A 23615-nucleotide genomic window follows, 5' to 3' on the forward strand; every position below is an offset into this window, starting at 1 on the left:
AATTTAGCATAGGTATATTTTTTTGCTTAAAAAAGGTTATGAAACAATTTAAATCTGGATTTGTAGGTTTAGCAGGGAGAACTAATGTAGGTAAGTCTACTTTTATAAATCAAGCCCTGGGACAGAAGGTTACTATCAGTACCAGTAGGTCACAAACTACCAGGGATAGGGTAAACTGCATCTATAACAGTAAATCTTCGCAAATTATATTTGTAGATTGCCCTGGTTTTTTTAAACCCCAGAACCTGCTGGGGAAGAAGCTTAACCGGCTGGCAGAAAAAGTATTGGATGATTCCGACCTGCTGCTGGTGATGGTGGACGTATCGGAGGGTATAGGTGGGGGAGACCTATATGTGTTTGAAAAAATAAGGGAAAAGCCGCAACCCAAAATATTGCTGTTAAATAAAATAGATATAACTGAAAAAGACCAGTTAATACAGGAACAAAAAAAAGTAGAGCATCTCCAATATTTTAAGGAAATTATAGCTATTTCAGCCAAATCAGGATACAATCTGGACAAATGCCTGGCAGCCATTGAAGAAAACCTTCCCCCAGGTCCCCAGTATTTTAACTTGGATATGGTTACCGATCAGCCTCAGGATAAGCTGGTTGCAGATATAATCAGGGAAAAGCTTGCTTCCTACCTACTGCAGGAACTGCCCCACAGCATTACGGTTACCGTAAGCTCCATAGAAGACAGTACCACTAAGTCTGGTGAGACCATAATTAATGTATATGCAGATATTTTTGTAGAAAAGAAATCACAGAAAGCCATTGTGATAGGCAAGGCAGGAAGCAGGTTAAAGAAAGTGGGAGAACAAGCCCGAAAGGAACTTGAAAAGTTATGGAAAAAAAAGGTTTTCTTACAGCTATGGGTAAAGGTGGAGCAGAATTGGACCAAGGATGAAGCAATTTTAAATAAGCTTGGATATTATTAATTATTATATATAGGGTAGGGTGATTAAAACGTTAACCAAAGAACAACTTGCCAAAACTATTGACCAGACTTTACTTAGGCCGATAAGTACTATTAAAAATATTGAGCAGCTTTGCCGGGAGGCAAAAAAACAGCATTTTGCTGCAGTAACTATCAGCCCCTCTTTTGTAGTTACTGCCAAGAATCTGCTTTCAGGTACAGATGTAAAGGTATGCTCGGTAGTCGGCTTTCCCATGGGGGCCAATACCATAGAAAGCAAGGTTTTTGAAGCCAGGGATAATGTCAGGAAAGGTGCAGATGAGCTGGATGTGGTTATAAATCTAGGGGCTCTTAAAGGCGGTAATTACGATTATATTGAAAGGGAAATAAGCCTTATAGTAAGTGTGATAAGACGGGAACAGATGGCTGAATATAATAAGCATATTAATATTAAATTTATTATAGAGACTGGAGTACTGACCAAAGAGGAAGTAAAGAGGGTCTGCAAAATTATAGAAGAAGCAGGGGCGGACTTTATTGAGACTTCTACCGGCTTTGGCGTAAGGGGAGTTGAGCTGGACGACATAAGGCTTATCAGGGAAGTGGTAACCAGGAATATTGGAGTGAAGGCTTCTGGAGGCATAAGGACTTTTGCCGATGCCCAAGCCTTAATTGATGCAGGGGCTACCAGGCTGGGTACCAGTAGCGGCATAACTATAATGGAGGAGTATTCCAGTTTTTTTGATAAATAAAAATGTCTTCCTATAAAGCTAAAGCTTTGATTTTAAGAACTTATAAGCTGGGTGAATATGACAAGATAGTAAAAATGTATTCGCAAGCATCCGGCTTAATAAGTGCCGTGGCCAAGGGGGCCAGAAAATCAAGAAGCAGGTTTGGGGGAAGGCTGGAGCTATTTAACCTTATAGACCTGGAGATGTATGGCGGCAAATCTTTGGATATATTATCTCAGGCAGAAATTATTGAGAGCTTTAAGAACATATCCAGCGATTTCAGCCGCTTTGTTTTTTGCCAGCTTATAGCCAAAATTATATTAAAAACCCAGTCTGGTATAAGTGAACCTAACCCCGACCTGTTCAAGCTTATTTATTTAAGCTTTAGAGAGATTAACTCAGTTTCTGTCGATGACATGGTTTCTTTAAAAAAGATTATGTGTTTTTTTATCGGGAAATTTCTGTTGCTTGCCGGATACAGCCCCTTGCTTGATTCATGCTGCCGCTGTAACACCAAACTGGAAAATGACTTTAATAGCGGGCATAACCGGAGGGTAACTTTGTCTTACAGGCTGGGAGGGGTTGTCTGCAGCCAATGTCTCTCTGACGGTGAAGGGGGAACTTTGTTGGAGGCCAAAAGCTTTAGGTTTTTAGTAAGTGTGTTTAAACTAAAAATTGAAGACATAAGGGATATTGAAATAGATGCTTCCGCCTTAAAAAAAGTATATAAATTTTTAGAAAACTATATTATCTATCATACAGGCTGTGACTTAGAAAGTTTCAAATACTTAAAAAAGATTGGGATATAAAGGAATATTTAAAATGAAAGCACTGGCTATAATAGGCTCTCCCCATAAGAATGGAAATAGTGCTGGGCTGTTAAGGTTGGTTTTAAAACAGATAGATTCCAAATATGATAGTGAAGAATTGTTCTTGAAAGGCTTGGATCTAAATCCCTGCAATGGCTGCCACTATTGTGAACAGAAAAATAAATGTGTTATTAAAGATGATATGCAGGAAATTTATGGGAAAATGGAAAAAGCTGACTTAATAATATTATCGACCCCTTCCTATATGGGAGGGCCTGCTTCCAGGCTTAGGATATTTATGGAGAGAAGCTGGTATTTAAGGAAAGGACAAATGGAGGGCAAGCTGGGTACATATATTATTACTGGAAGAAGAAAAATAGGCCCGGTTGTCCTGGAGCTACAGGAATATTTACTTAGGCTCCAGCTAAAGGTCTTACCGGGTATCCTGGGCTTTGGCTTTGGTCCCGGGACAGTGCTTAAAGATAAGGAAGCAGTAGCAGAAGTTGGCAAGCTGGCAAGAAAGCTTACTTGAATTATGGGTTTATGTTCATTATTATAAAGGCATTATGAGAAATTATTGGATGGAGACAATATGCAAGATTTAATCCAATTTGAGGATATAGATATGGCTAGGAAAACTTTGGGTTTAAAACAAATAAGTTCTATCCAGGAAATAAAGAATGCATACCGCAAGCTTTCTCTTAAGCATCACCCTGACAGGGCTGGGTCAAAAGGGGAAGAAAAATTTAAGCAAATCAGCTTCTCTTACCGCCTATTAATGGACTACAGCTATAAGTATCCAATATCTTTTACCAGGGAAAGGGTTAAGGATATTGAAGAAGCAGAATACGAAAAGTATCATCAGGAAAGATTCTACAGTACTTGGTTTTAAGCTGGGCCGGCTGTAATTCATAATTGACGTTTCTACCTATAGTTATTACAATGTTAGATTATGAATTTTCAGGATATAATTTTTAATTTACAAAAATATTGGAGCGGTCAGGGCTGCATTATCAGGCAGCCTTTGGATTTGGAAAAAGGTGCCGGTACTTTTAATCCGGACACCTTTTTAAGGTGCCTGGGCCCCGAACCCTGGAAGGTAGCTTATGTGGAACCTTCACGCAGGCCTACTGACGGAAGATACGGGGAGAATCCGTTCAGGAGCCAGTTTTATTACCAGTATCAGGTACTTTTAAAACCTTCCCCAGACCAGGCGGTAGAACTTTACCTGGGTTCCCTGGAGAGCCTGGGAATAGATTTAAAAAATCATGATATCAGGTTTGTAGAAGATGACTGGGCTTCGCCTACTATAGGAGCAGCGGGTTTAGGCTGGGAAGTATGGGCGGATGGTATGGAGATTACCCAATTTACCTATTTTCAGCAGATGGGAGGAATTAGCTTGAAACCAGTCTCTGTCGAACTTACATATGGCCTGGAGAGGATTGCCATGTATCTCCAGGATAAGGATAGTTTCTGGGAGCTTAAATGGAATGATGAAATTACCTATGCTGATGTCTTGCTGGAGTCCGAGAAACAGTGGTGTGTCTATAATTTTGAGCTGGCTGATGTGGAAATGCTGCTGGACCTGTTTGAAAAGTTTGAAAAAGAATTCTACCGCATTATGGAAAAGGACCTGGTATTTGTAGCCTGTGAATTTGTTTTGAAGTGTTCTCATGTTTTTAACCTTTTAGATGCCAGGGAGGCCATCAGCGTATCGGAACGAACCTCCTATATTGGCAGGGTTAGGAATTTAGCTAAAAAATTATGCAAAGCTTATGTAAAACAAAGGAAAGAGTTAGGTTTTCCGTTAACTAAATGTCATGAATAAAGATTTAGTTTTTGAAATTGGAACTGAAGAGCTCCCATCTTCCTGTATACTGGAAGGTGTGGAGGGGCTAAAAGATATATTGATCCGCAAACTAAAGCAGGAAAGGGTCAGTTTCTTGCAGGTGGACACCTTGGGGACTCCCCGCAGGCTTACCGCAATAGTAAAAGGTATAGATGAGATGCAAAACTCCCAACAGAGGGTAATTACAGGACCTCCCAAAAAAATAGCTTTTGAAGCTGACGGCACTCCAACCCAGGCAGCTATAGGTTTTGCTAGAAGTTTAGGCTTAAAAGCAGATGAACTGGAAGAAATTGATACCGAAAGGGGAATATATTTGGGCAAGACCGTCCAGGAGGAAGGCAAGCCTGTCTTGGAGGTACTGCCTGATTTGCTTAAACAGGCTATAACTGATATTTCATTTTCAAAACAGATGTACTGGGGCGATTACAGTTTAAAATTTGCCCGGCCAATAAGATGGATACTGGCCTTATGGGGAGATAAAGTGGTTGATTTTGAAATAGAAAACCTTAAATCAGGCCGGTTAACCTATGGACTAAGAACTATTCCTGATAATCCGTTAGCGGTTGAAAATGCTGACTGTTATTTGGATCTTATTGCTTCTAAAGGGATGATAATGATTAATCCGGATCACAGGTGCCAGAAGATTTTGGATTCATTAAGCTGGATGGAACAAAACCAGTGGGGTGGCAAATACCAGGTGGTAATGGACCATGAACTGCTGGCGGAAGTGGTTAATCTGGTAGAGTTTCCCCATGTGTTGGCAGGCAAATTTTCCGATCATTTTTTATATATCCCCCAGGATATCCTTATAAAAGCCATAGAATACCATCAGAGGTATTTTGCCGTAATTGATGAAAAAGGGCAGGTAACTAATAATTTTTTAGTAGTGCAAAACGGGACAGATGACAACAGCGGTGATATCATTAAGGGAAACCAGAGGGTCCTGGAAGCCAGGTTAAGCGATGCTGCTTTTTTCTATGAGGAAGATAAAAAACATGGTTTTGACCAATGGCTGGAAAAACTTAAAGGAGTTATTTTCTACTCAGGCCTAGGCAGCATGCATGATAAAGTAAACAGGCTGGAAAAGCTGGCCCAGTATTTAAGCATGGAGCTGGGACAAAGCCATATTAAAGACGATGCATGCAGGGCTGCCCGCTTATGCAAATGTGACCTGGTAACCAATATGGTAGTTGAATTTCCAGAGCTCCAGGGGGTAGTAGGCAGGGAATATGCTTTAGAAAAGGGAGAAAACAGCAAGGTAGCCAATGCTATATTTGAACACTACCTGCCCCGGTTTGCAGAAGATATTCTTCCAGAATCTGAAACTGGAGCCGTTTTATCTATTGCTGATAAGATTGATACTACTTGCGGCATGTTTTTATTGGATAATATTCCAACCGGGTCTGAAGATCCTTTTGCCTTAAGAAGAAAAGCTTCAGGGATAGTGTCCAGCATACTGGACCGTAAATATGATCTGGACTTAAATCAGCTGATTGAATTCAACCTTAATCTTTATTTAGATACATTTGATATTGAAAAACCTTCGCACATTGTAGAAAAAATATTGGATTTTATGCTGGCCCGGTACAGGTTCCGGCTGGAAAAAGAAGGAAAGAGGCTGGATATTATGGAAGCTGTGGCCGCAACTGGGGTATTTTCAGTGGTAGATATGGACAACAGGTATAGGGCCCTTCAAAAATTCATAGAGGAGCAGCATATTGAGCTTATAGCTAATCCCATGATTAGATGCCAGAATATAATAAAGGGAGGCCAAGCGGGGCAGATAGCAGAGGGCCTGTTAAAAGAAGAAGGAGAAAGACAGCTCTATCTTTCTATACAAGACATGGAAGATAAATTTCTTGGGCTGAAAAAAGAAAAGGATTACTTTAGTATGCTGGAAGAGCTTAAAAATTTTGGCCGGGCAGTAGATAATTTCTTCGACCAGGTATTAGTGATGGACCAAGATGAGGATATAAAAAATAATAGGATAAGCCTGGTAAAATCAGCCCGGGACCTGTATCTTAATGTTGCAGATTTTTCTAAGCTGGTCATGGAGGGATAAAACTTTTAGGGTTTTAATCCAATAGTAAACAACTTATAATTATTTAAAATATTTTATGGGAAGGATTAAAGAATGACAGAAAAGAAATACGTATATTTTTTTGGTGAAGGCGCAAAGGAAATGAAAAAGCTTCTAGGTGGGAAGGGAGCAAACCTTTCAGAGATGACTAATATTGGTCTTCCTGTTCCTCCTGGATTTACCATCACTACTGAAGTGTGTAATCTTTTTTATGAATTAGGCAAGAGATATCCTGAAGGACTGCAGGAACAGATTGACGGGAGTTTGAAAAAACTGGAACAAAAAATGGACGCTGTGCTGGGAGATAAAGACAATCCCCTCCTGGTTTCGGTAAGGTCCGGTGCCGCAATTTCCATGCCGGGCATGATGGATACAGTACTAAACTTGGGCCTAAATGATATTACTGTAAACGGCCTTATTATTAAGACCGGGAATGAGAGATTCGGCTGGGATTCATACCGAAGGTTTATTCAAATGTTTGGTGATGTAGTAATGGAAGTAGAGCATGATAAGTTTGAACATGCCATGCAGTCAATGAAAAACAAAAAAGGCGTAAAGTTTGATACTGATTTAACTGCTGAAGACCTAAAGCAGTTGGTGGATGAATACAAGCAGATAATCAATGAATCAGCTGGAAAAAGCTTTCCCCAAAACCCCAGGGAGCAGCTGCAGATGTCTGTTGATGCTGTATTTGGTTCCTGGAATAATAAGAGGGCTATAACTTACCGTAACCTGCATGATATCCCTCATAGTATAGGTACAGCAGTAAATGTGCAGGCTATGGTATTCGGTAACATGGGTGAAAACTCTGGTACTGGTGTTGCTTTTACCAGGAACCCTTCTACCGGTGAGAACCTGGAATATGGGGAATATCTAATAAATGCCCAGGGAGAAGATGTGGTGGCAGGTATCAGGACTCCCCAGCCCATAACCAAGCTAAAAGAAGAAATGCCAGAGATATATGACCAGCTTATGGACATATTCAAAAAACTGGAACAGCATTACAGGGAAATGCAGGACCTAGAATTCACTATCCAGGAAGGTAAGCTTTATATGCTTCAGACCAGAACCGGCAAAAGGACGGCAGCTGCTGCCCTGCAAATTGCTGTGGATATGGAAAAAGAGGGACTGATAGACAAAAGGACAGCAGTGATGAGGGTAGAGCCGCAACAGCTGGACCAGCTGCTTCATAAACAAATTGATAAGAACGCCAAACAGGGTGCTGATCTGCTGGCTAAAGGCTTACCAGCTTCTCCCGGCGCTGCTTTGGGCCGGGTAGTATTTGATGCAGATGAAGCAGTAAGGGAATCTGCGAATGGGCCTGTTGTTCTGGTAAGAACAGAAACTTCTCCCGAAGATATTGAAGGAATGTCAGTGGCTCAGGGCATACTTACTTCCCGGGGCGGAATGACCTCACATGCTGCAGTGGTAGCTAGGGGAATGGGCAAATGCTGTGTAGCTGGCTGTGAGACAATAAAGGTATTTGCTGATCAGAAATATTTTACTGTAAACGGCCAGAAGGTAAATAAAGGCGACTGGATTACACTGGACGGCTCTACTGGAGAGGTATTTCTGGGGCAGCTGGAAGTGGTGGATCCAGAAATTTCAGGAAATTTCGAGTTATTCATGGAATGGATTGACCAGTTCAGCAAAATAGGGGTAAGGACTAATGCAGATACTCCCCATGATGCTGGGGTAGCGTTAAAATTTGGGGCAGAAGGTATAGGCCTTTGCCGTACAGAGCATATGTTTTTTGAAGCTAACCGGATAAAAGCGGTTAGAAAGATGATAGTGGCTTCCAGCGAAGAGGAAAGAAGGAAAGCTTTAATGACTATTCTTCCATACCAGAAGCAGGATTTCATAGATATATTAAAAGTAATGGAAGGCAAGCCGGTTACCATTAGGCTGCTGGATCCTCCCCTACATGAATTTTTGCCTTCAGAAGAAGAAGACATTAAGGAAATAGCCGGGGAATTAAATATTGATCCCCAAGAGCTGGCAGCTACTGTAAGGTCTCTGCATGAAACTAACCCAATGCTGGGCCATAGGGGTTGCAGGCTTTCAATTACCTATCCGGAGATTTTGGAAATGCAGGCCAGAGCTATTTTTGAAGCTGCTATAGAACTAACTGAACAGGGGATAGAGGTAAAACCGGAAGTTATGATTCCCCTGGCCGGCACTGTTAAGGAAATAAAGATTCTAAAAGATCAGATTGTAGAGATTGCTGAAGCACTAATAAAGGAAAAGGGAGTCAAGTTCGAGTATAAAGTCGGAACCATGATTGAAATACCCAGGGCTTGTGTGGTAGCAGATCAAATAGCTAAGGAAGCAGAATTCTTTAGTTTTGGTACCAATGACCTTACCCAGATGACTTTTGGTTTTTCCAGAGATGATGCTGGTAAATTTTTGCCCGATTATATTGAAAAAGGTATTTTGGAAAAAGATCCTTTTGCTACCCTGGACATAGAGGGGGTAGGGCAGCTAGTATTGATGGGCATACAAAAAGGCAGGTCTACCCGAAAAGACCTTAAGATAGGAATATGCGGGGAGCATGGCGGTGACCCCAACTCGGTTAAATTCTGCCACCAGGCAGGAATGGATTATGTGAGCTGCTCGCCCTATCGGGTTCCAATAGCCAGGCTTGCTGCTGCGCAGGCTAATCTGGAAGACCAATAAACAGTAAGGGCAGCCTTAAAGCTGCCCTTTTTTTATGACTATGACTTACAATTACCCCTTGGAATTTGATAGAATGTGATATAGTCTATTAAAATAATTGCCAGGAGCCCACATGGCCAGAAGCCTGAAAGAAGGCGAAGTAGATGAAGTTAAAAGCAGATCTGATATCATTGATATAATATCCGGGTATGTCAATTTAAAGAAACGGGGAAAAAACTATATTGGGCTTTGCCCCTTCCACCAGGAAAAAACACCCTCTTTTAATGTCGACTCCAGCCGGCAGTTCTATCATTGCTTTGGCTGCGGCGAGGGCGGTGATGTTATCAGTTTTCTGATGAAAATGGAGAACCTCGATTTTTTAGAATCGGTGGAGTTTCTGGCCAAAAAAATCGGTTACCAGCTAAAGTACAGCAGCAGCGGCTCCTCTAAGAGCCGCAAATTAAAAGAAAGGCTGTTTGAAATTAATCTTTTAGCCAAAAATTATTACCATTTTGTCTTAGATAATCCCAAAGCGGGGTCTAAAGCGGTTCAGTACCTAACACAAAGAGGATTTAGCTCATCTACCATGGATGAATTTGAAGTAGGCTACAGCTTAAAGAAATGGGATTATTTTTCCCAGCTGGCTAAAAAAAGAGGTTTTAGTGACTATGAGTTGATAGAGTCGGGGTTGTCTATCAGCAGCCGTAACCGGCAGCAGGGAGTCTATGACCGTTTCAGGGAGAGAATTATGTTTCCCATTGAAGACGTAGTAGGTAAAACTATTGGCTTTGGGGGCAGGATATTGGATACAGGTAGGCCTAAAACCTCCAAGTATATAAATACTCCCGAAACCAAGATTTATTCCAAAAGCAAAAATATATATAATATCCATCGGGCCAAAAACTTCATAGTGGAGCAGGACAAGGTTCTGATAGTAGAAGGTTATACTGATGTTATGGCTTTATGGCAAAGCGGTATCAAGAATATAGTGGCCAGCTTGGGGACTGCCCTCACCAGTGAACAGATTAAGCTTTTGGGCAGGTTTACCAAGAATATAGGATTGGTATTTGATAGCGACCAAGCAGGGCTGTCGGCTTCAATTAAAGGAGTAGAAAGGTTGAGGGAATATAATCAAAACCTGGATCTCTATCATGAAAGCAATATAAATATAGAGGTAGTTATTCTAGAACAAGGATATGACCCGGCAGATTATGTTATAAAAAAAGGTAAGGAAGTTTTTTTACAAAAGGTATCAGAAGCAGAAAATATTATAGACTTCACCATTAATATTATTATAAAAAAATATGATATCAGCAATTTAAACCAAAAGCTGAGGGCTAGCCAGGAACTTCTGGCTTTTATAAATACCTTGGGTTCAAAAATTGTACAGGAGGAATGCATTAAAAAGATTGCACAAAAATTAGATTTAAAAGAGGATTTGCTGTTTGAAGAGCTGATGTTAAAAAAATCCAGGGCTATTGAGAAAGCAGCTGGTTCTCAACCGCAGGAGATAGAAGAAACAGTCGATTCACCCCAAAAAAGATTAGAGGTGGAAGCTTTAAGGTTAATGATAAATGGAGAAGGATTGGCCCAGGAATATTTTTTGGGATTGGATAAAAAATTTTTTAAATTTGAGGATACGGCAGGCCTGTTTTTAATTATTAAAGATGTGCTGTCTAAAAAAAACCCGGAACAGCTAAACTTTCCCTTAGAAATTACGTCAGATTTACTAAAAGCGCCTGGGGTTCAAAAGCTATATAATCTCATCTATTTTGACCCTAAATCTTACCGTAATGGCAAAGTGACCTGTGAAGAGGTTTTAACCAATTTAAAGCTGTCTTTTATCTCTGAAAAAATTAATGGTTTAAGGAACCAAATGCTTCAAATTGAAGATAAGATAAAAAAGGGTTTGGAAAGCCAGCAGTCAAAGGAGCAATATGACCAAATGTATTCCCAGTTAATAAAGCTGGAGCAGGAAAAAATTAAAATTAAAAACTCTTGATATTTATGTAATAATATGTAGAATATAGGTTTTGTTTTAAGAGAAAATTCATTTTTTTAATATATTTGAGGTGACACAAATAATGAAAAGAGGGGCTGAATTTAAACTTGATGAGGTCAAGGCTTTAATCAGTAAAGGCAAGGAGGAGGGGCTGCTAACTACAGAAGAGATAGGGGAAGCCCTAGCAGAAGTTGATCTTAACAAGGAACAAATTGAAAGTATTTATGATGTACTTCAGAACCTGGGCATAGAAATTGTCAGCGAAGAAGATGAAGATATTGATACTGTTAGTCCCGCTAGTAAAGAAGTTGATTCCCTGAAAAAAAAGCTGGACTTGACTATCAAATCTCCCACTAATGACCCGGTAAGGATGTACTTAAAAGAGATAGGGAAGGTAAGGCTGCTTACTGCAGTGGAAGAAGTACAGTTGGCTAAAAGAATCAAAAAGGGAGATATGGCGGCCAAGAGGAAACTGGTAGAAGCAAACCTGAGACTGGTAGTAAGCATTGCCAAAAAATATGTAGGCAGGGGCATGCTTTTTCTAGACCTCATACAGGAGGGCAATCTGGGTTTGATAAGGGCAGTAGAAAAGTTCGACCATACTAAGGGATATAAATTTTCTACCTATGCTACCTGGTGGATTAGGCAGGCTATCACCAGGGCCATTGCGGATCAGGCAAGAACAATAAGGATACCGGTTCATATGGTAGAGACTATAAACAAACTGATTAGGATTCAGAGACAGCTGCTGCAGAAGCTAGGCAGGGAACCTTCTCCGGAAGAGATAGCTAAACAGATGGAATTTTCTCCTGAAAAAGTGAGAGAGATTATGAAGATCTCCCAGGAGCCGGTGTCTTTGGAAACACCCATTGGGGAAGAGGAAGACAGCCATCTGGGGGATTTTATCGAAGACTCAGAAGTGGAAGCCCCTTCTGATGCTGCTTCTTTTACCATGCTGCAGGAACAGCTGCAGGAGGTTTTAAATACTCTTAATGAAAGAGAGCGCAAGGTTATTCAATTAAGATTCGGCTTGCAGGATGGTCATCCCAGAACCCTGGAAGAAGTAGGCCGGGAGTTTGGGGTTACCAGGGAGAGGATAAGACAGATTGAATCTAAAACCCTGAGCAAATTAAGACACCCCAACCGCAGCGGAGCCTTAAAGGATTTTCTGGAAATCTAGTTTATAGGGTCTTGCCAGAATTTACTTGCAATAAAAATATTCTATATTATAATAACTGAACGTGTAAGGCTTTCCCCGATAGCTCAATGGTAGAGCATTCGGCTGTTAACCGAAGGGTTGTAGGTTCGAGTCCTACTCGGGGAGCCAACAACTTTTAATATACGTCATTATGTTTTCCAATATCAATCGGAATTACCGTTTTTTCTTCAATAATTAAATCAACGCAAATCCTATATGAGATATTAATTGAAACTGAATATAAATCTGATAATTTACCCTTTAATTTATGCAAGCGAAGTGATGGGTGAAATACATTTATTTCTATTAACTTCAAAGTCTTTTCGTATTGAGAGATAATTTCAGGGTGAATTTTTAAAAACTTTTTAGCCCTCTTAATATAAGTTTCAGTATATATTATTTTATTCACTAGTTATTCTTCTAATGTGTTCTTCAACAGATTCTTCAATAAATTTGCCATTTTTCATATCTCTTCTTGACTCGATAAGGGCAATTTCAAGTTCGCACTCTCTCAAGCTATTATAGGCTGCCATAGGCAAAACGACATATTCATTCTTTCCTCTTACAGTAATAATAACTGCACTGTCACTTGAGGTTGCATCTTTTAATGCGGAAGCACCTTTTTGTTTTAACTCGCTTGCTGTTAATATTTTTACCATAATAATACTCCTTTTAGTACTTTTAATAGTACAAAATAATATACTTTTGTCAATTACCTTATTCTAATTATTTTTATCTTTAATAATTCAATGAGAAATTGGTTAGAACTTTTAAAGGGTATCTAACAATATCCATGGATTAAGAATATTTGGCATACCCGGTTTGAAATAATTCCGCAATTGGCTATAATGTAAATCATATTTTGCGGGTTAAACCGCAGGTAAACCTGAATTACTGTTTTCTTTAAGTACGGGGATACCCTTCTCAGGGCTTTTCGCCCAAAATCTGGGACATCAATCAAAAGTTATTGTTATTACTTACCTAAGCTAAAACCAAGTAAAATTTAAAGGACATAATAATAAAAAGGAGTTGCCAGAAAATGATTAGGATCAAGAATACTAAATTGCGGTATAGAAGCTATATGATTAAAGCGGCTTTTATCCTTCTAATATTTACCCTTACTCTTGCAGCTGTTTCTTGCAAACAGGAAACTGCGGCCAGTAAGATAGAATACCTGCCACCACTAAATCTTAGCATAACAGGATTTACGGGAAGCGGGGAAGACGTGACAATCAATCTTGTGTGGGACGGGCCAGATACAAATAGCAAAGTTATCCAGTATATCGTGTATAAAATTGATGTGGGGGCAGCTCAAAAGGTAGAGCCTGGAAACGAGGAAGAGATAAATCAAGATTGGTTGTATAAAAATGCGGAAGAGATATACCAAACTACCCACAAAAACTGTAAACACCTAATTGGAAATAGAGATTATTGTTTCTTTGTAACCGCCATTTATGAAGGAGATATCCATAGCGAACCCAGCAATATTGCATGCAGCGGATCTGATATAGATATACCTAGCGGTGGTTCCGGCATGGGGGAAAATAATGGGGACGGTTCTATTGCAGAAGAGGTAAAAGATTCTGATCAAAAAGACTTTGGCCTAGATACAATACTTAGTGGACCGTGCGGCAATCCGTATTATCCTATAGTCAAGGGAGCATCATATGCTTACCAGGTTACAGGCACACGGTCATGGATTCAAACCCATACAATATTAGATGTGAATGAAAAAGGCTTCACGGAGGAAGTAGTGCAGGATATTGTCACAAATACCTATGAATGGGAATGCATGTCAGAAGGCCTTATCAATACATATAGCGGGATCATGACTACCGAAAATGATACGGTTAACACTACCTCGGCTGGAGAAGGAATAACCATTCCTGCTTCAATATTAATCGGGGATACCTGGAAGCAGACATGCCAGTTAATTTCTTCAGATGGAAAGGGGCAGGGAGAGCTGCAAAGGTCACTGACTTACAACCGGACCGCGATTACTATTGAAACAGTGACCGTACCCGCTGGAACATTTGAGGCAATAAGAGTAGATTATGATTTAGAAGCAGACGCTAGCATGGAAACTTCTGACGGCCACTCTCTTCCGCTTGGTATTGATTATAGTTCTGGCAGTGAGTGGTACGTAGAGAATATAGGACTTATAAAAAAGACTGCTGGCGTCAAATTAGATAGTATGGACACCCCTGATGGACCATCAGTACCAATCTCAATAGATACCGAAGGTGTGTATGAATTGATTGAATATAATCTACCTGGCAGCTAGTATCTGGGGAGAGTATCAGGTATTTCAGGTCAAAAGCTAAGAAGTTTTTAATTTTTTAAAGATGCCAATTCCTCTAGATAAATCAATATTATTCAAGGATTACAAGTTTTAAGAATTATTAAATCAATAAGTAGTTGAATTAAGAAGGAGAAATCAGTTCCTAAATAATAGCTTCATATCTGTGTATTTTCCATGTTGCTATATCTACTCTCTTTTTTGATGGCTATAGGGAAAAGAGCCATGTATATATCGAAAGGTATCCGGAAGAGAAATATGTAAAAAACAATATATTGGATAAAGAGTGGGTTGAGCTGCTTGACTATTGCAGAGAAACAAGACATAAAGACCAAGCTAATCTTAGTTTCTTTTCAACAGAGGAAGATATTATAAATGCTTTGGAACCTGCAAAATCGTTTTTAATCAAATAGAGAGCTCGCTGGAAAAAATATCCGGATAGATAAATAAGTTACTTATCATACGTTTTATTTTTTCTAATTCTTTTATAATTTGGTTCATAATTTTAAAGGTTGGGGAAGCCAGTAAATTTTACTTCAATAATTCTGAAATCTTAAACACTTCTTTTTTATCAACAAATCTGTCATTAATATTCTGATGGAATATGCTTGATAACAATGTCTGATAGATGATACCTTCGATCTTAAAAATAATTATGCAAGTTTTAAGTTGTTTGAAGCCAAAAATCAGCTGTTATATACTTTAGCTATATAAACTGCCAAAAGGTTTTCTACATGAATGATTTGAATCTAAGAGATTATTTCTATAAAAATTTAAGCAGGAACAAGGCTTATCTTTATTACCGCGGCAAGTTCAGAACTTGGAAATACAGCTCCAAAGACGTTCTTGATTATGCCCTAAAGTTTTCATCAATGCTTAAGGAATCAGGAATAGAAAAAGGTGACAGGATAGCCATTAAAGCCCAGAGCGGCCCGGAGTGGCTAGTGGTTTTTATAGGGGCTATAATGGCAGGAGTGGTGACCGTTCCCCTTGACATGCATTCAAGCAGAGATTTCTTAAATAGAGTTATAAAGGATGCAGAGCCGAAATTACTGCTGATAGGGCAGGAGAAGGAAGAGGAATTAGAAGGAATTTCTAAAGAAGTGCTCTTTATGGAGAATTTGGAAGATATGATTTCTTCCCGACAGCCGCTGGACTACAAAAAGGTTACGGTTAAAAAGGATGATATTGTAGAAATAATATATACCTCTGGTACTACTTCTGTTCCTAAAGGAGTAATGCTAAATTATAAAAATATTGAGGCAAATCTTAAAATGGCCCTGCCCCTTATAAGTAAGTGGAAAAAATTCCTTAAATATATGTCAAAATCAAAACTGCTTTCTATTGTTCCCCTGTCCCATATGTACGGTCAGGTAGTGGGTCTCTTTGTCCCAATATCCATAGACCTTACCGTGTTTTTTACCCACAGCATGATGCCCAGAGATATTTTCGAGGTTATAAAAAAGGAAAGGATAGTGGCATTAGGCGCCCTCCCTCATCAGCTCAAGACAATCAAGGACTACATGGTGGATACCTATAAACTAGATTCACCCCGCTTTAGGTCTGTTTTTGAAAAGTATAAGAATAAAAAATGGTGGATAAGATATTTAAGATTCCTAGCACTACATATGAGGATTGGGATCAGCTGGTTGGGGATTATCTCAGGAGGAGCTGAGGTAAGCAAGGAAGTTGACCAATTCTACCGCACTATTGCTTATGGATTTTTCCAGGGGTACGGACTTACTGAGACCGCGCCTATAGTTGCCCTATATGACCCTACCAAGAACAAGGCAGGTTCAGTGGGCAGTTTTCTGGATAATGAGAATATAAAGGTGGAAGATGGAGAGCTGTATGTAAAAGGTGACACCGTTACTCCCGGGTATTTCAAAAATGAGGAAAAAACCAGCGAGTCCTTTAAAGATGGTTGGTTTAAAACTGGTGACCTGGTAGAGGTGGATGAAGAAGGGAATGTATTTTTTAAGGGAAGAAAAGATGATGTTATCGTTAAAGAAAGCGGAATAAACATATATCCTTCTGACATAGAGGGCAGGTTCAGCGAAGATGAGGACATAGATGATTGTGTGGTATTTGGCCTGGAAGCAGATGGCAAAAAAGATATTATTGCTATTTTGCTTCCCAGGGACAGAGAGGCAGCAGAAGAAGAAGTAAAAAAAATTGTACAGAAGATAAATTCAGGACTTAATATTCACCAGAGAATTGATGATTATTTCATTTGGAGGGGCAAGGATTTTCCCCGAACTCCTGCTATGAATATTAAAAAAGGTGAGTTGCTTGAGAAAGTTAGGGAGGCCCAGAAGGATAAAAGATCGAAGCTGGCTTCGGACCTGGCTGAAGAATATGAAAAAGAGGAAAAACAAGATATCTACAGCATAATTGAAAAGATAAAAAAATCAGCTGGGAAAAGGGATGAAAATGCTACTCTTGAGAAGGATCTAGGAATGGATTCACTGGATTTAATTAGTTTTTCTTCTGAGCTTGAAGAAAATTACGGGGTGGATGCTTCCCAGCTGGATCTGTCGGGCGATACCAGGGTAAAGGATATAGAGGAAAAACTAAAGAACCCGTCAAAAAAATCAGCCAAACTGCCCTTTTTCCCCTTTGCATATAATTATTTTTTTATTGGGCTTAGAACTGTATTTCAGTACCTTATTTTCCCTTTTACCAGGATGCTCTACCGTACCAGGATAAAGGGAAAAGAGAATTTAAAAAATCTGGATATCCCCACAGCATTTATCTCTAACCATGTTTCAATAATGGATACTCTGGTTATATTGTTTACCCTTCCCCTAAAGCTAAGGGTAAAGATGACTGTAGTTATGTCTATAGGCCATCATTTTAACCACTTTTTTGAAAGAAAGGGCAATTTATTGAGGAGGTTTATAGAAGGCATAGGTTTTTACCTTTTCATAAGCCTGTACATAAATGTTATCCCCCTGTCTCAGGTTTTCGGTTTTGCCCAGGTTTTTAAAAATGCAGGAAAGGCTATAGACAGAGGTTGGAATATATTAATCTTTCCGGAAGGCTCAGTAACAGAAGACGGAAGTCTCCAGGAATTTGAGCCAGGTATTGGAGTAATATGCAAAGATATGAAATTACCGGTAATTCCCATGAAAATAGATGGCTTGTTTAATATTTTGAGAACTGGCATTCTGCCTATTGCCCATATGCCAAGATTGCCTATGGTGAAGGTCAATATTGGAAAACAGGTTTACCGCAAACAGGGGAGCTACGAGGAGATTGCCAAAAGCTTCTATAATATCCTAAAGGATGAACTGTAGACCCAATAGTGACTTTTATCATTATCGCCATAAAATAATATTTAATATTTTGGGCTTACAGGAAGTTAAACTGTAAGCACCAAGCTTAGGTAGTACATATTAAACAATATGATATATTCTTTAAACTCTCAGATTGTAATTAATTGAAATTTAATAACCGTAATCTATTTCGGGGAAAAATGAAATATGAGACTATCATTATCAATAATATGCTGAGCATAAGCTTGTGTATATACATGGGGTTAATCGATAACACACCAGTATTTGATGCACAGAAAAAATTTTGTACTTTAGATGGGAAGACTTTAAGGCTAGAAGTACAAATTACCAAAATACTAAATTCGGCAATAAGTTAAATGAATATATCATTCTTTTACCGTCTGAAAATTTTATAAAAACGCAAAAGGTAGAAGAATATATTGAAAACCTGGAATTTTATTAAAAACTATCCTATCCTATAAAGCAGCTGTAAGGCAAGAAAAGGTGTGAAATAAGTTTATTCTTTATCATACCTGACATTAGTAAAAACCATTAATTCTTTTTAATCATCAAAAGTTTAGAATTTATGGGGAGGAAGTTCCTGTTCAGCACATAAATCTTTTATTTTTCTTATTAATCAGCAGATTATCTTAAATTTTTTAGGTAGCTTTTTAAGGCTGAAGCATTATTATGTTGCTGGTCTTTGGCAGCAAAAAGCAAGGTAATAGTCCCCCTATCTTTCTCAAGCTTGAGTAATTGTTCTACCTGGTCTCTTTTTGCTTCCAATTCTTTAGAATATTTCTCTTTAAAGTCATCCCATTTATCCTCGTCATGGGAAAACCATTTTCTTAATTCATTACTTGGTGCCAGATGCTTTAGCCACAAATCTAGACCAGCATCTTCCCGGGATAGGCCCCTGGGCCATATTCTATCCACCAGGATGCGCATTCCATCTTGAGGAGAAGACTGGTCATAAATTCTTTTTATTTTAATCATGATATTACTATAGTATATAGTTTGATAATAATTATAGTATCGCAACTGATTAAATAAAACATAATAATATTAAGGCAGCAGAAGATTTTGTGGACAAATAGCCTAAACTAGCTTAAAGGGGGATGTAGGGTTTTTATTTTTATAATTTCCCTAAGTAGATATTATAACCGCTCATAAAGTACTTCCATTAAACAGTAATCATATCATAGATAAAAGATTTTAAAATCTATTATTATTTTCTCATAAGAGACCAGTTAACATCGGTACAGGTTATTTCCATTCCCCAGGGAGCCCACCTTATTTCATCCTGGGAGATAAGCAAATAGGTAAATTGATAATCCCCGGAAGTAAAAGTAATGATGTCATCTCCTATCACCCAAAAGCCTTCAGTGATAATGGGATCCACACCGCTTTCCAAGTAAGTTTCTTCCATGTAAAAGGTACCATCGGTATTAATAGTAATTTCAGCCTGAAGGCCGGGGCAGTCCGCGCAGGGGAGAATTCCCTCAAAACTACTATGTAATCCAGACTTGCTGCATGCTGTGGCCAAAAATGAAACAGTAATTAAAACAATTATGAAAATGATAAATAATGTTTTTTCACAACTTAGCCCTTATTTAAATAATATTGATACAATATGAATCCCATTACTGCTAATATCCGATATGATAAACTTCAATTATGTTGAAAGTCCGACATATTTATCCGCTTAGCGTCAAGCGCAACCACAACCACCATATAGCTTTTATTAATACTGGAATAATCAATTATACATAGGTGTCAAAAACCCTGGATTGTGACCAGTTTGGCTTATTCCTTTTTACAAAAGTTTTATGGTTTTCAGAGTCCTGATAATTGTCATGGTCTGTTTTGCTGGCAAAAATAATATGCAGTCCCACCTGAAAATCCTTGATATTAACCGCCCGGTCGTGTTCTGCTACCAGACGGCCCACATAAAAGCTGATTATTCCAGGATTATCCTTTAAATACAGGTAGCAGTCTTCAATCAGGGATTCTATTGCCTTTTCTGAATCATCTTTTAAGGTAAAGTAAACATTGTGCGCTAATTTTTGGTTATCCATTTTTTCTCCTTGCTTTTATTTTTTCAATTGTAGGCTTAAACAGCAATAATCAGTTAAGGTAAAGCATGCTTGCCAACTTAAAAGACTATAAATATTATACTATAATCCTTGAGGTATTATAAAAGGAAATCATTAAGATAATATTCAAGTTCCAGAGTATTCATTTACCGCCAGATATATCTCTATTATGTTTTCTGCCGGGGTGCCGGGCATACATTCATGAGAAGGAGACAGGATTATTCCCCCCTTGTCTGCCCAGAGTTCTATTACTTTTTTTACTTCTCTCCTCACTTCTGCCCGGCTTCCTTTAAACAAAAGTTTTTGTACATCCATGCCCCCGTGCAGACAAACCGAATTACCAAAATTTTTATATACTTTTTCTAGATTCATGTCCTTAGCTGAAGTCTGCACCACATCAAATATGTCTATGCCTGCATCTATCATCAGTGGTAATACCTTGTTGACATTTCCACAGCAATGCCAATCAAAAAACAGGTTGTATTTTTTAACCTCTGCAATTAATTCCTGGTAGAAAGGGAGAAAATATCTCTTAAAATCTTCAGGGCTGAAGAACAAATCCTGCTGGGTGGCTACATCATCCCAGGAGCAATAAAATTCTGCCTGGGGGCCAAAGTTTTCTAGCTCAAGGCGGTTATACTCCAGGCAGTATTGGCTGGCCAGCTTAACTATTTTCTCTGCCAGCTTCTTGTTGCCGGCCATATCCATAAGGAAGCGGTCCATGCCCCTAAGGTAACTGCAAATCATAAACAGGCTGTTAAAACTTCCCATAGCTATAAATTCATTACGCTTGCTTAAGTTTAGCAGGCTGATTTTCCGGTCATCGTCCTCAAGTGATTGCCTTAATACCTTATCTTTTTGTTCGTAATAAAGGTTTACCATATGACTGAAGTCAAAATATTCCAATTTAGAAATCAAAAAATTCTCATTTATTTCACTGGCTGATTCTATAGAAGCCAGGGGAGGATCTAGAAACCTGGGGTACTCATAATCAAACTCTGCTATCCTTTTAGCAATAGCCCTGATGCCCAAGACATGAAACATGCAGTCGTCTTGGATATAGGGCTCAGGGGGAGGGGGGCCATTGTATTTGGCATGAAATGTAGAAAAATAGCAAACATTGTGTCCCATAGCCCAAAAATCTGCTCCCAATTTTTCCAGTAGAATATCTTTAATACTAATAAAGTCATCCGTGGGCTCAATATTGAAATGTTTAAGCAAAGCAGAAGTTACATTTTTAAGTCCCCGGTAGGAAGTTGGTATCCTATCTACGCTTTTTAAATTTATAGCCCTAACAGCTCTTTCTTTTTTATTCATGTTTTGCTTTGGTGGGGGACAACACCATTTTCCTTTTAATTTTAAACTAATTTATGCTGTTTTTAAATTATTAGCCTAAATGGGTTAAAATGTAAATAACGGTTAAACTTAGCGTTTGGCGTCCAGGCTATATTTTTTTATTTTTCACCATCTTTTAGAGACCTAAGTCTATATAAACAATATTCTGGGGAGGAATATTAAGGTCAGTTAACACCAGCACCAGTTCCTTAACATCCGTGTCTACATCAAAAGTGGCAGAGTAGGTATGCTCGGTACCCGGAATAATTTCCTGTAGGGTACAAGCCTGTTCAGGACTGAAAAAAGCAAAAGCTGGCAAACAGATGGAATAGCTATTGCCTTTATCATCAATAGCTGTAAGGTCATACAGTACCCTAGGTTCCTGACCTGTATTTTCTACTGTAAAGGTTATGCCTATAAACTTACCGTATTCTGTCTCCAAAAAAGCATCACTTCCATCATCTATAAGTAGTGTGCCCAAGTCTGTGGTTTCATTTATCACCCATATTATATCGCCGGCAACAGCTTCCTGACCAACTGCTAATTTTTCTACATTGGAGATATCAACTTCAGGCACAGAACCAGTTTCAGCTATATTTTGCTGGCAACCGTTTATTAAAAAAAGGACTGCCAGTACCGGGACCATGAATAGAAATATATACTTCTTCATTTTATTTTCTCCTATCATTTTTAATAGATAACAATAATTTTAGTTTCTTTTCCTAACCCCTTAAATATTTTAAATCTTGCAGTATTTCTTCTGCATGCCGGGCAGGGTTAACCGTTGAATAGGCTTTAGCTATTATGCCATCAGGGTTAACCAGGTATGATACTCTTTTAGTAACCAGGCCGCGGGCATGGTACTTACTTATAACTTCTTTATTGGGATCTGAAAGAAGGGTGAGAGTAATACCATATTTGTCAGCAAACTTCTTATGGCTTTGGGGAAGATCCGGGCTTATACCAATGACCTCTGCATTTAGATCCTTAAACTTATCCAGGTTTTCTTTAAAATTATTTGCTTCCTTGGTACAGCCGGGGCTATCATCCTTGGGATAAAAATAAATAATAACCCATTTATCCCTGTATTCAAACAAAGCATGCGACTTGTTGTTTTGGTCTATTAGTGTAAAATCAGGTGCTTTGGTATTTTCCTTTAGCATGTATTTCCTTTCCGTTTGATTCCACCTTCCAGGCTTGATTAGAAGCCTGGAACCCTTGTTTTAGTTTAGCATCCTCTTTTTTAAATCCCTTAAGGCTATATCTGCGCTATAGCCTTTCCAGTTCCAGCTCTTTCTGATTAATTCCCAAGCTCTTAGCTGCTTGGTCAAAAATGTTGAATATCTTGTCTATTTCCAGCCAAAATACCTCTTCCAGCAGATAGGCGGTATCACTTATCTCTGATAACGTCTGGGCATCTGCACCCTCTTCAAACTTGTAGAGGAATATAATTCTATAGCCCACAATATCCAAGGCATACCGGTGTGCCTGTTCAGCTATGCCCGGTGGTATTATTTTTTCCAAATTTTGGTATAACTGCTCATATTTTGTTCTCAGCTGACCGGCATAAACCATTTTCTCTTTAGGGGTTGAACCTGGCTCATTAAATTCTTCCAGTAACGGTTCTGTTTCCATAATATATTGGGACCATAATGGAAAGAATTCCTGGCTGAATTGATTAAATTCCCTTAGTTGAGACTCAAATTGGGGTACTGAATTTATCTCAATGCTGGCAGTAAATTTGGCCTGCAAATCATGAGTGGAGAAAGAATAGTCCAAGCTGCTATTTTCTTTTTGGCAGCCAACAGATGCAATAACGGCGGCTATTATAATGACTATAAATATCTTTCTCCACATGGTTAATCAGCTGTTTAATTTTAACTGTTTAGAGCTTTGCCATAGGCCATGTATATTACAATAGGATGAAGCCAGCAGGTTACCCTGTTTTTCAGTAGTAAGAGAAAAAACCCCTTTGTAATTGGTGTATACAGTACTGGTATCTGCCCCCTGTACAGAGCTGCCGTGAGCTGAAAAATTAATATCGCCAATATGTATGGGATATTTATCCCCATCTGGCAGGAAAAATAGGGAGATCCAGGTTATATGGTGTTGGGTAGTGTTAGGATGCGCAATTTCTTTTCCAATGCTAATCTTTATTTCAACCGGCTCTCCCTTTTTGGCGCCCGGCTCTACTTCTATTACTGGAACATGTTTTTCTGTTTTAAAATCTGCAGTTTGCAATAATTGATCTAAATTAGCCATTTTTGTCCTTTCCCATAATTGTAATGATTTAATTTTAGCTATAGACTGGGATTAAGTTAACGGCAGTAGGTACAGTTTGCATCATCAAAAAGTACGGGTTTATAC

The 23615-nt window shown here is 38.8% G+C and carries 22 protein-coding genes and 1 tRNA gene; 13 read left to right on the plus strand and 10 right to left on the minus strand.

Features of this window, described 5'->3' with window-relative positions:
- The first annotated feature begins 38 nt into the window (after window positions 1–38).
- From era to PHN32_01040, 11 genes are all read left to right on the plus strand, one after another.
- Window positions 39–938: a GTPase Era gene (era, locus tag PHN32_00990; protein MDD3776171.1), complete on the plus strand. Its 900-nt coding sequence runs from the start codon at window positions 39–41 to the stop codon at window positions 936–938.
- A gap of 19 nt (window positions 939–957) precedes the next feature.
- Complete coding sequence (deoC, locus tag PHN32_00995) at window positions 958–1668, plus strand: deoxyribose-phosphate aldolase (GenBank protein ID MDD3776172.1); 711 nt, start codon at window positions 958–960, stop codon at window positions 1666–1668.
- A gap of 2 nt (window positions 1669–1670) precedes the next feature.
- A complete protein-coding gene (gene recO, locus PHN32_01000) occupies window positions 1671–2456 on the plus strand; it encodes a DNA repair protein RecO (protein ID MDD3776173.1) in 786 nt (261 codons plus the stop codon).
- A gap of 13 nt (window positions 2457–2469) precedes the next feature.
- Entirely contained in the window at window positions 2470–2988 is a 519-nt protein-coding gene (locus PHN32_01005) for a flavodoxin family protein (protein MDD3776174.1), read from the plus strand.
- A gap of 60 nt (window positions 2989–3048) precedes the next feature.
- Window positions 3049–3348 (plus strand): J domain-containing protein, encoded by a 300-nt coding sequence (locus tag PHN32_01010; GenBank protein ID MDD3776175.1) that lies wholly within the window; start codon window positions 3049–3051, stop codon window positions 3346–3348.
- A gap of 57 nt (window positions 3349–3405) precedes the next feature.
- Window positions 3406–4284, plus strand: coding sequence for a glycine--tRNA ligase subunit alpha (gene glyQ, locus PHN32_01015; protein MDD3776176.1), 879 nt, complete (start codon window positions 3406–3408; stop codon window positions 4282–4284).
- Window positions 4277–6367: a glycine--tRNA ligase subunit beta gene (gene glyS / locus PHN32_01020; GenBank protein ID MDD3776177.1), complete on the plus strand. Its 2091-nt coding sequence runs from the start codon at window positions 4277–4279 to the stop codon at window positions 6365–6367. The genes glyQ and glyS overlap by 8 nt, the downstream gene beginning before the upstream one ends.
- A 72-nt stretch (window positions 6368–6439) precedes the next feature.
- On the plus strand, window positions 6440–9061 hold the full coding sequence (ppdK, locus tag PHN32_01025; protein MDD3776178.1) for a pyruvate, phosphate dikinase: 2622 nt from the start codon (window positions 6440–6442) through the stop codon (window positions 9059–9061).
- Between the two features lie 112 nt (window positions 9062–9173).
- Window positions 9174–11042 (plus strand): DNA primase, encoded by a 1869-nt coding sequence (gene dnaG, locus PHN32_01030; protein ID MDD3776179.1) that lies wholly within the window; start codon window positions 9174–9176, stop codon window positions 11040–11042.
- A gap of 82 nt (window positions 11043–11124) precedes the next feature.
- Window positions 11125–12222, plus strand: a complete 1098-nt coding sequence (gene rpoD, locus PHN32_01035; GenBank protein MDD3776180.1) for an RNA polymerase sigma factor RpoD — start codon at window positions 11125–11127, stop codon at window positions 12220–12222.
- A 72-nt stretch (window positions 12223–12294) separates the two neighbouring features.
- A tRNA-Asn gene (locus tag PHN32_01040) sits at window positions 12295–12369 on the plus strand.
- Window positions 12370–12376: 7 nt separating this feature from the next.
- On the opposite strand, the gene PHN32_01045 is transcribed toward PHN32_01040, so the two are convergent.
- Both PHN32_01045 and PHN32_01050 read right to left on the minus strand, forming a co-directional pair.
- Window positions 12377–12649 (minus strand): plasmid stabilization protein, encoded by a 273-nt coding sequence (locus tag PHN32_01045; protein MDD3776181.1) that lies wholly within the window; start codon window positions 12647–12649, stop codon window positions 12377–12379.
- A complete protein-coding gene (locus tag PHN32_01050; protein MDD3776182.1) occupies window positions 12642–12899 on the minus strand; it encodes a type II toxin-antitoxin system prevent-host-death family antitoxin in 258 nt (85 codons plus the stop codon). Before PHN32_01050 ends, PHN32_01045 begins: the two co-directional genes overlap by 8 nt.
- A 380-nt stretch (window positions 12900–13279) precedes the next feature.
- On the opposite strand from PHN32_01050, the gene PHN32_01055 reads away from it, so the two are divergent.
- A complete protein-coding gene (locus PHN32_01055; GenBank protein MDD3776183.1) occupies window positions 13280–14524 on the plus strand; it encodes a hypothetical protein in 1245 nt (414 codons plus the stop codon).
- Window positions 14525–15273: 749 nt separating this feature from the next.
- Complete coding sequence (locus PHN32_01060) at window positions 15274–17838, plus strand: AMP-binding protein (GenBank protein ID MDD3776184.1); 2565 nt, start codon at window positions 15274–15276, stop codon at window positions 17836–17838.
- Between the two features lie 624 nt (window positions 17839–18462).
- Here the strand turns inward: PHN32_01060 and PHN32_01065 are convergent.
- From PHN32_01065 to PHN32_01100, 8 genes are all read right to left on the minus strand, one after another.
- The gene (locus PHN32_01065; GenBank protein MDD3776185.1) at window positions 18463–18813 is read right to left on the minus strand and encodes a DUF488 domain-containing protein; all 351 of its coding nucleotides are present in this window, start codon (window positions 18811–18813) and stop codon (window positions 18463–18465) included.
- Window positions 18814–19045: 232 nt separating this feature from the next.
- Window positions 19046–19363, minus strand: coding sequence for a copper resistance protein NlpE N-terminal domain-containing protein (locus PHN32_01070; protein MDD3776186.1), 318 nt, complete (start codon window positions 19361–19363; stop codon window positions 19046–19048).
- Between the two features lie 217 nt (window positions 19364–19580).
- The gene (locus PHN32_01075; GenBank protein ID MDD3776187.1) at window positions 19581–19895 is read right to left on the minus strand and encodes a Dabb family protein; all 315 of its coding nucleotides are present in this window, start codon (window positions 19893–19895) and stop codon (window positions 19581–19583) included.
- A 144-nt stretch (window positions 19896–20039) separates the two neighbouring features.
- Entirely contained in the window at window positions 20040–21230 is a 1191-nt protein-coding gene (locus tag PHN32_01080; GenBank protein ID MDD3776188.1) for a uroporphyrinogen decarboxylase family protein, read from the minus strand.
- A gap of 154 nt (window positions 21231–21384) precedes the next feature.
- On the minus strand, window positions 21385–21918 hold the full coding sequence (locus tag PHN32_01085; protein ID MDD3776189.1) for a hypothetical protein: 534 nt from the start codon (window positions 21916–21918) through the stop codon (window positions 21385–21387).
- A 52-nt stretch (window positions 21919–21970) separates the two neighbouring features.
- Window positions 21971–22411, minus strand: a complete 441-nt coding sequence (locus tag PHN32_01090; GenBank protein MDD3776190.1) for a peroxiredoxin — start codon at window positions 22409–22411, stop codon at window positions 21971–21973.
- A 106-nt stretch (window positions 22412–22517) separates the two neighbouring features.
- Window positions 22518–23105, minus strand: coding sequence for a hypothetical protein (locus PHN32_01095; protein ID MDD3776191.1), 588 nt, complete (start codon window positions 23103–23105; stop codon window positions 22518–22520).
- A gap of 6 nt (window positions 23106–23111) precedes the next feature.
- Window positions 23112–23510 (minus strand): class II SORL domain-containing protein, encoded by a 399-nt coding sequence (locus tag PHN32_01100; protein ID MDD3776192.1) that lies wholly within the window; start codon window positions 23508–23510, stop codon window positions 23112–23114.
- Between the last annotated feature and the right edge of the window lie 105 nt (window positions 23511–23615).

Source organism: Actinomycetota bacterium, from assembly GCA_028698215.1.
Classification (GTDB): domain Bacteria; phylum Actinomycetota; class Humimicrobiia; order Humimicrobiales; family Humimicrobiaceae; genus Halolacustris.

Coding starts and splice junctions, on each gene's coding strand:
- ppdK (MDD3776178.1), top strand. CDS start 6,440: ATGACAGAAAAGAAATACGTATATTTTTTTGGTGAAGGCGCAAAGGAA.
- PHN32_01010 (MDD3776175.1), top strand. CDS start 3,049: ATGCAAGATTTAATCCAATTTGAGGATATAGATATGGCTAGGAAAACT.
- PHN32_01075 (MDD3776187.1), bottom strand. CDS start 19,895: ATGGATAACCAAAAATTAGCGCACAATGTTTACTTTACCTTAAAAGAT.
- PHN32_01100 (MDD3776192.1), bottom strand. CDS start 23,510: ATGGCTAATTTAGATCAATTATTGCAAACTGCAGATTTTAAAACAGAA.
- dnaG (MDD3776179.1), top strand. CDS start 9,174: ATGGCCAGAAGCCTGAAAGAAGGCGAAGTAGATGAAGTTAAAAGCAGA.
- PHN32_01090 (MDD3776190.1), bottom strand. CDS start 22,411: ATGCTAAAGGAAAATACCAAAGCACCTGATTTTACACTAATAGACCAA.
- PHN32_01050 (MDD3776182.1), bottom strand. CDS start 12,899: ATGGTAAAAATATTAACAGCAAGCGAGTTAAAACAAAAAGGTGCTTCC.
- era (MDD3776171.1), top strand. CDS start 39: ATGAAACAATTTAAATCTGGATTTGTAGGTTTAGCAGGGAGAACTAAT.
- rpoD (MDD3776180.1), top strand. CDS start 11,125: ATGAAAAGAGGGGCTGAATTTAAACTTGATGAGGTCAAGGCTTTAATC.
- PHN32_01080 (MDD3776188.1), bottom strand. CDS start 21,230: ATGAATAAAAAAGAAAGAGCTGTTAGGGCTATAAATTTAAAAAGCGTA.
- glyS (MDD3776177.1), top strand. CDS start 4,277: ATGAATAAAGATTTAGTTTTTGAAATTGGAACTGAAGAGCTCCCATCT.
- PHN32_01055 (MDD3776183.1), top strand. CDS start 13,280: ATGATTAGGATCAAGAATACTAAATTGCGGTATAGAAGCTATATGATT.
- PHN32_01065 (MDD3776185.1), bottom strand. CDS start 18,813: ATGATTAAAATAAAAAGAATTTATGACCAGTCTTCTCCTCAAGATGGA.
- PHN32_01005 (MDD3776174.1), top strand. CDS start 2,470: ATGAAAGCACTGGCTATAATAGGCTCTCCCCATAAGAATGGAAATAGT.
- PHN32_01085 (MDD3776189.1), bottom strand. CDS start 21,918: ATGAAGAAGTATATATTTCTATTCATGGTCCCGGTACTGGCAGTCCTT.
- PHN32_01060 (MDD3776184.1), top strand. CDS start 15,274: ATGAATGATTTGAATCTAAGAGATTATTTCTATAAAAATTTAAGCAGG.
- PHN32_01095 (MDD3776191.1), bottom strand. CDS start 23,105: ATGTGGAGAAAGATATTTATAGTCATTATAATAGCCGCCGTTATTGCA.
- recO (MDD3776173.1), top strand. CDS start 1,671: ATGTCTTCCTATAAAGCTAAAGCTTTGATTTTAAGAACTTATAAGCTG.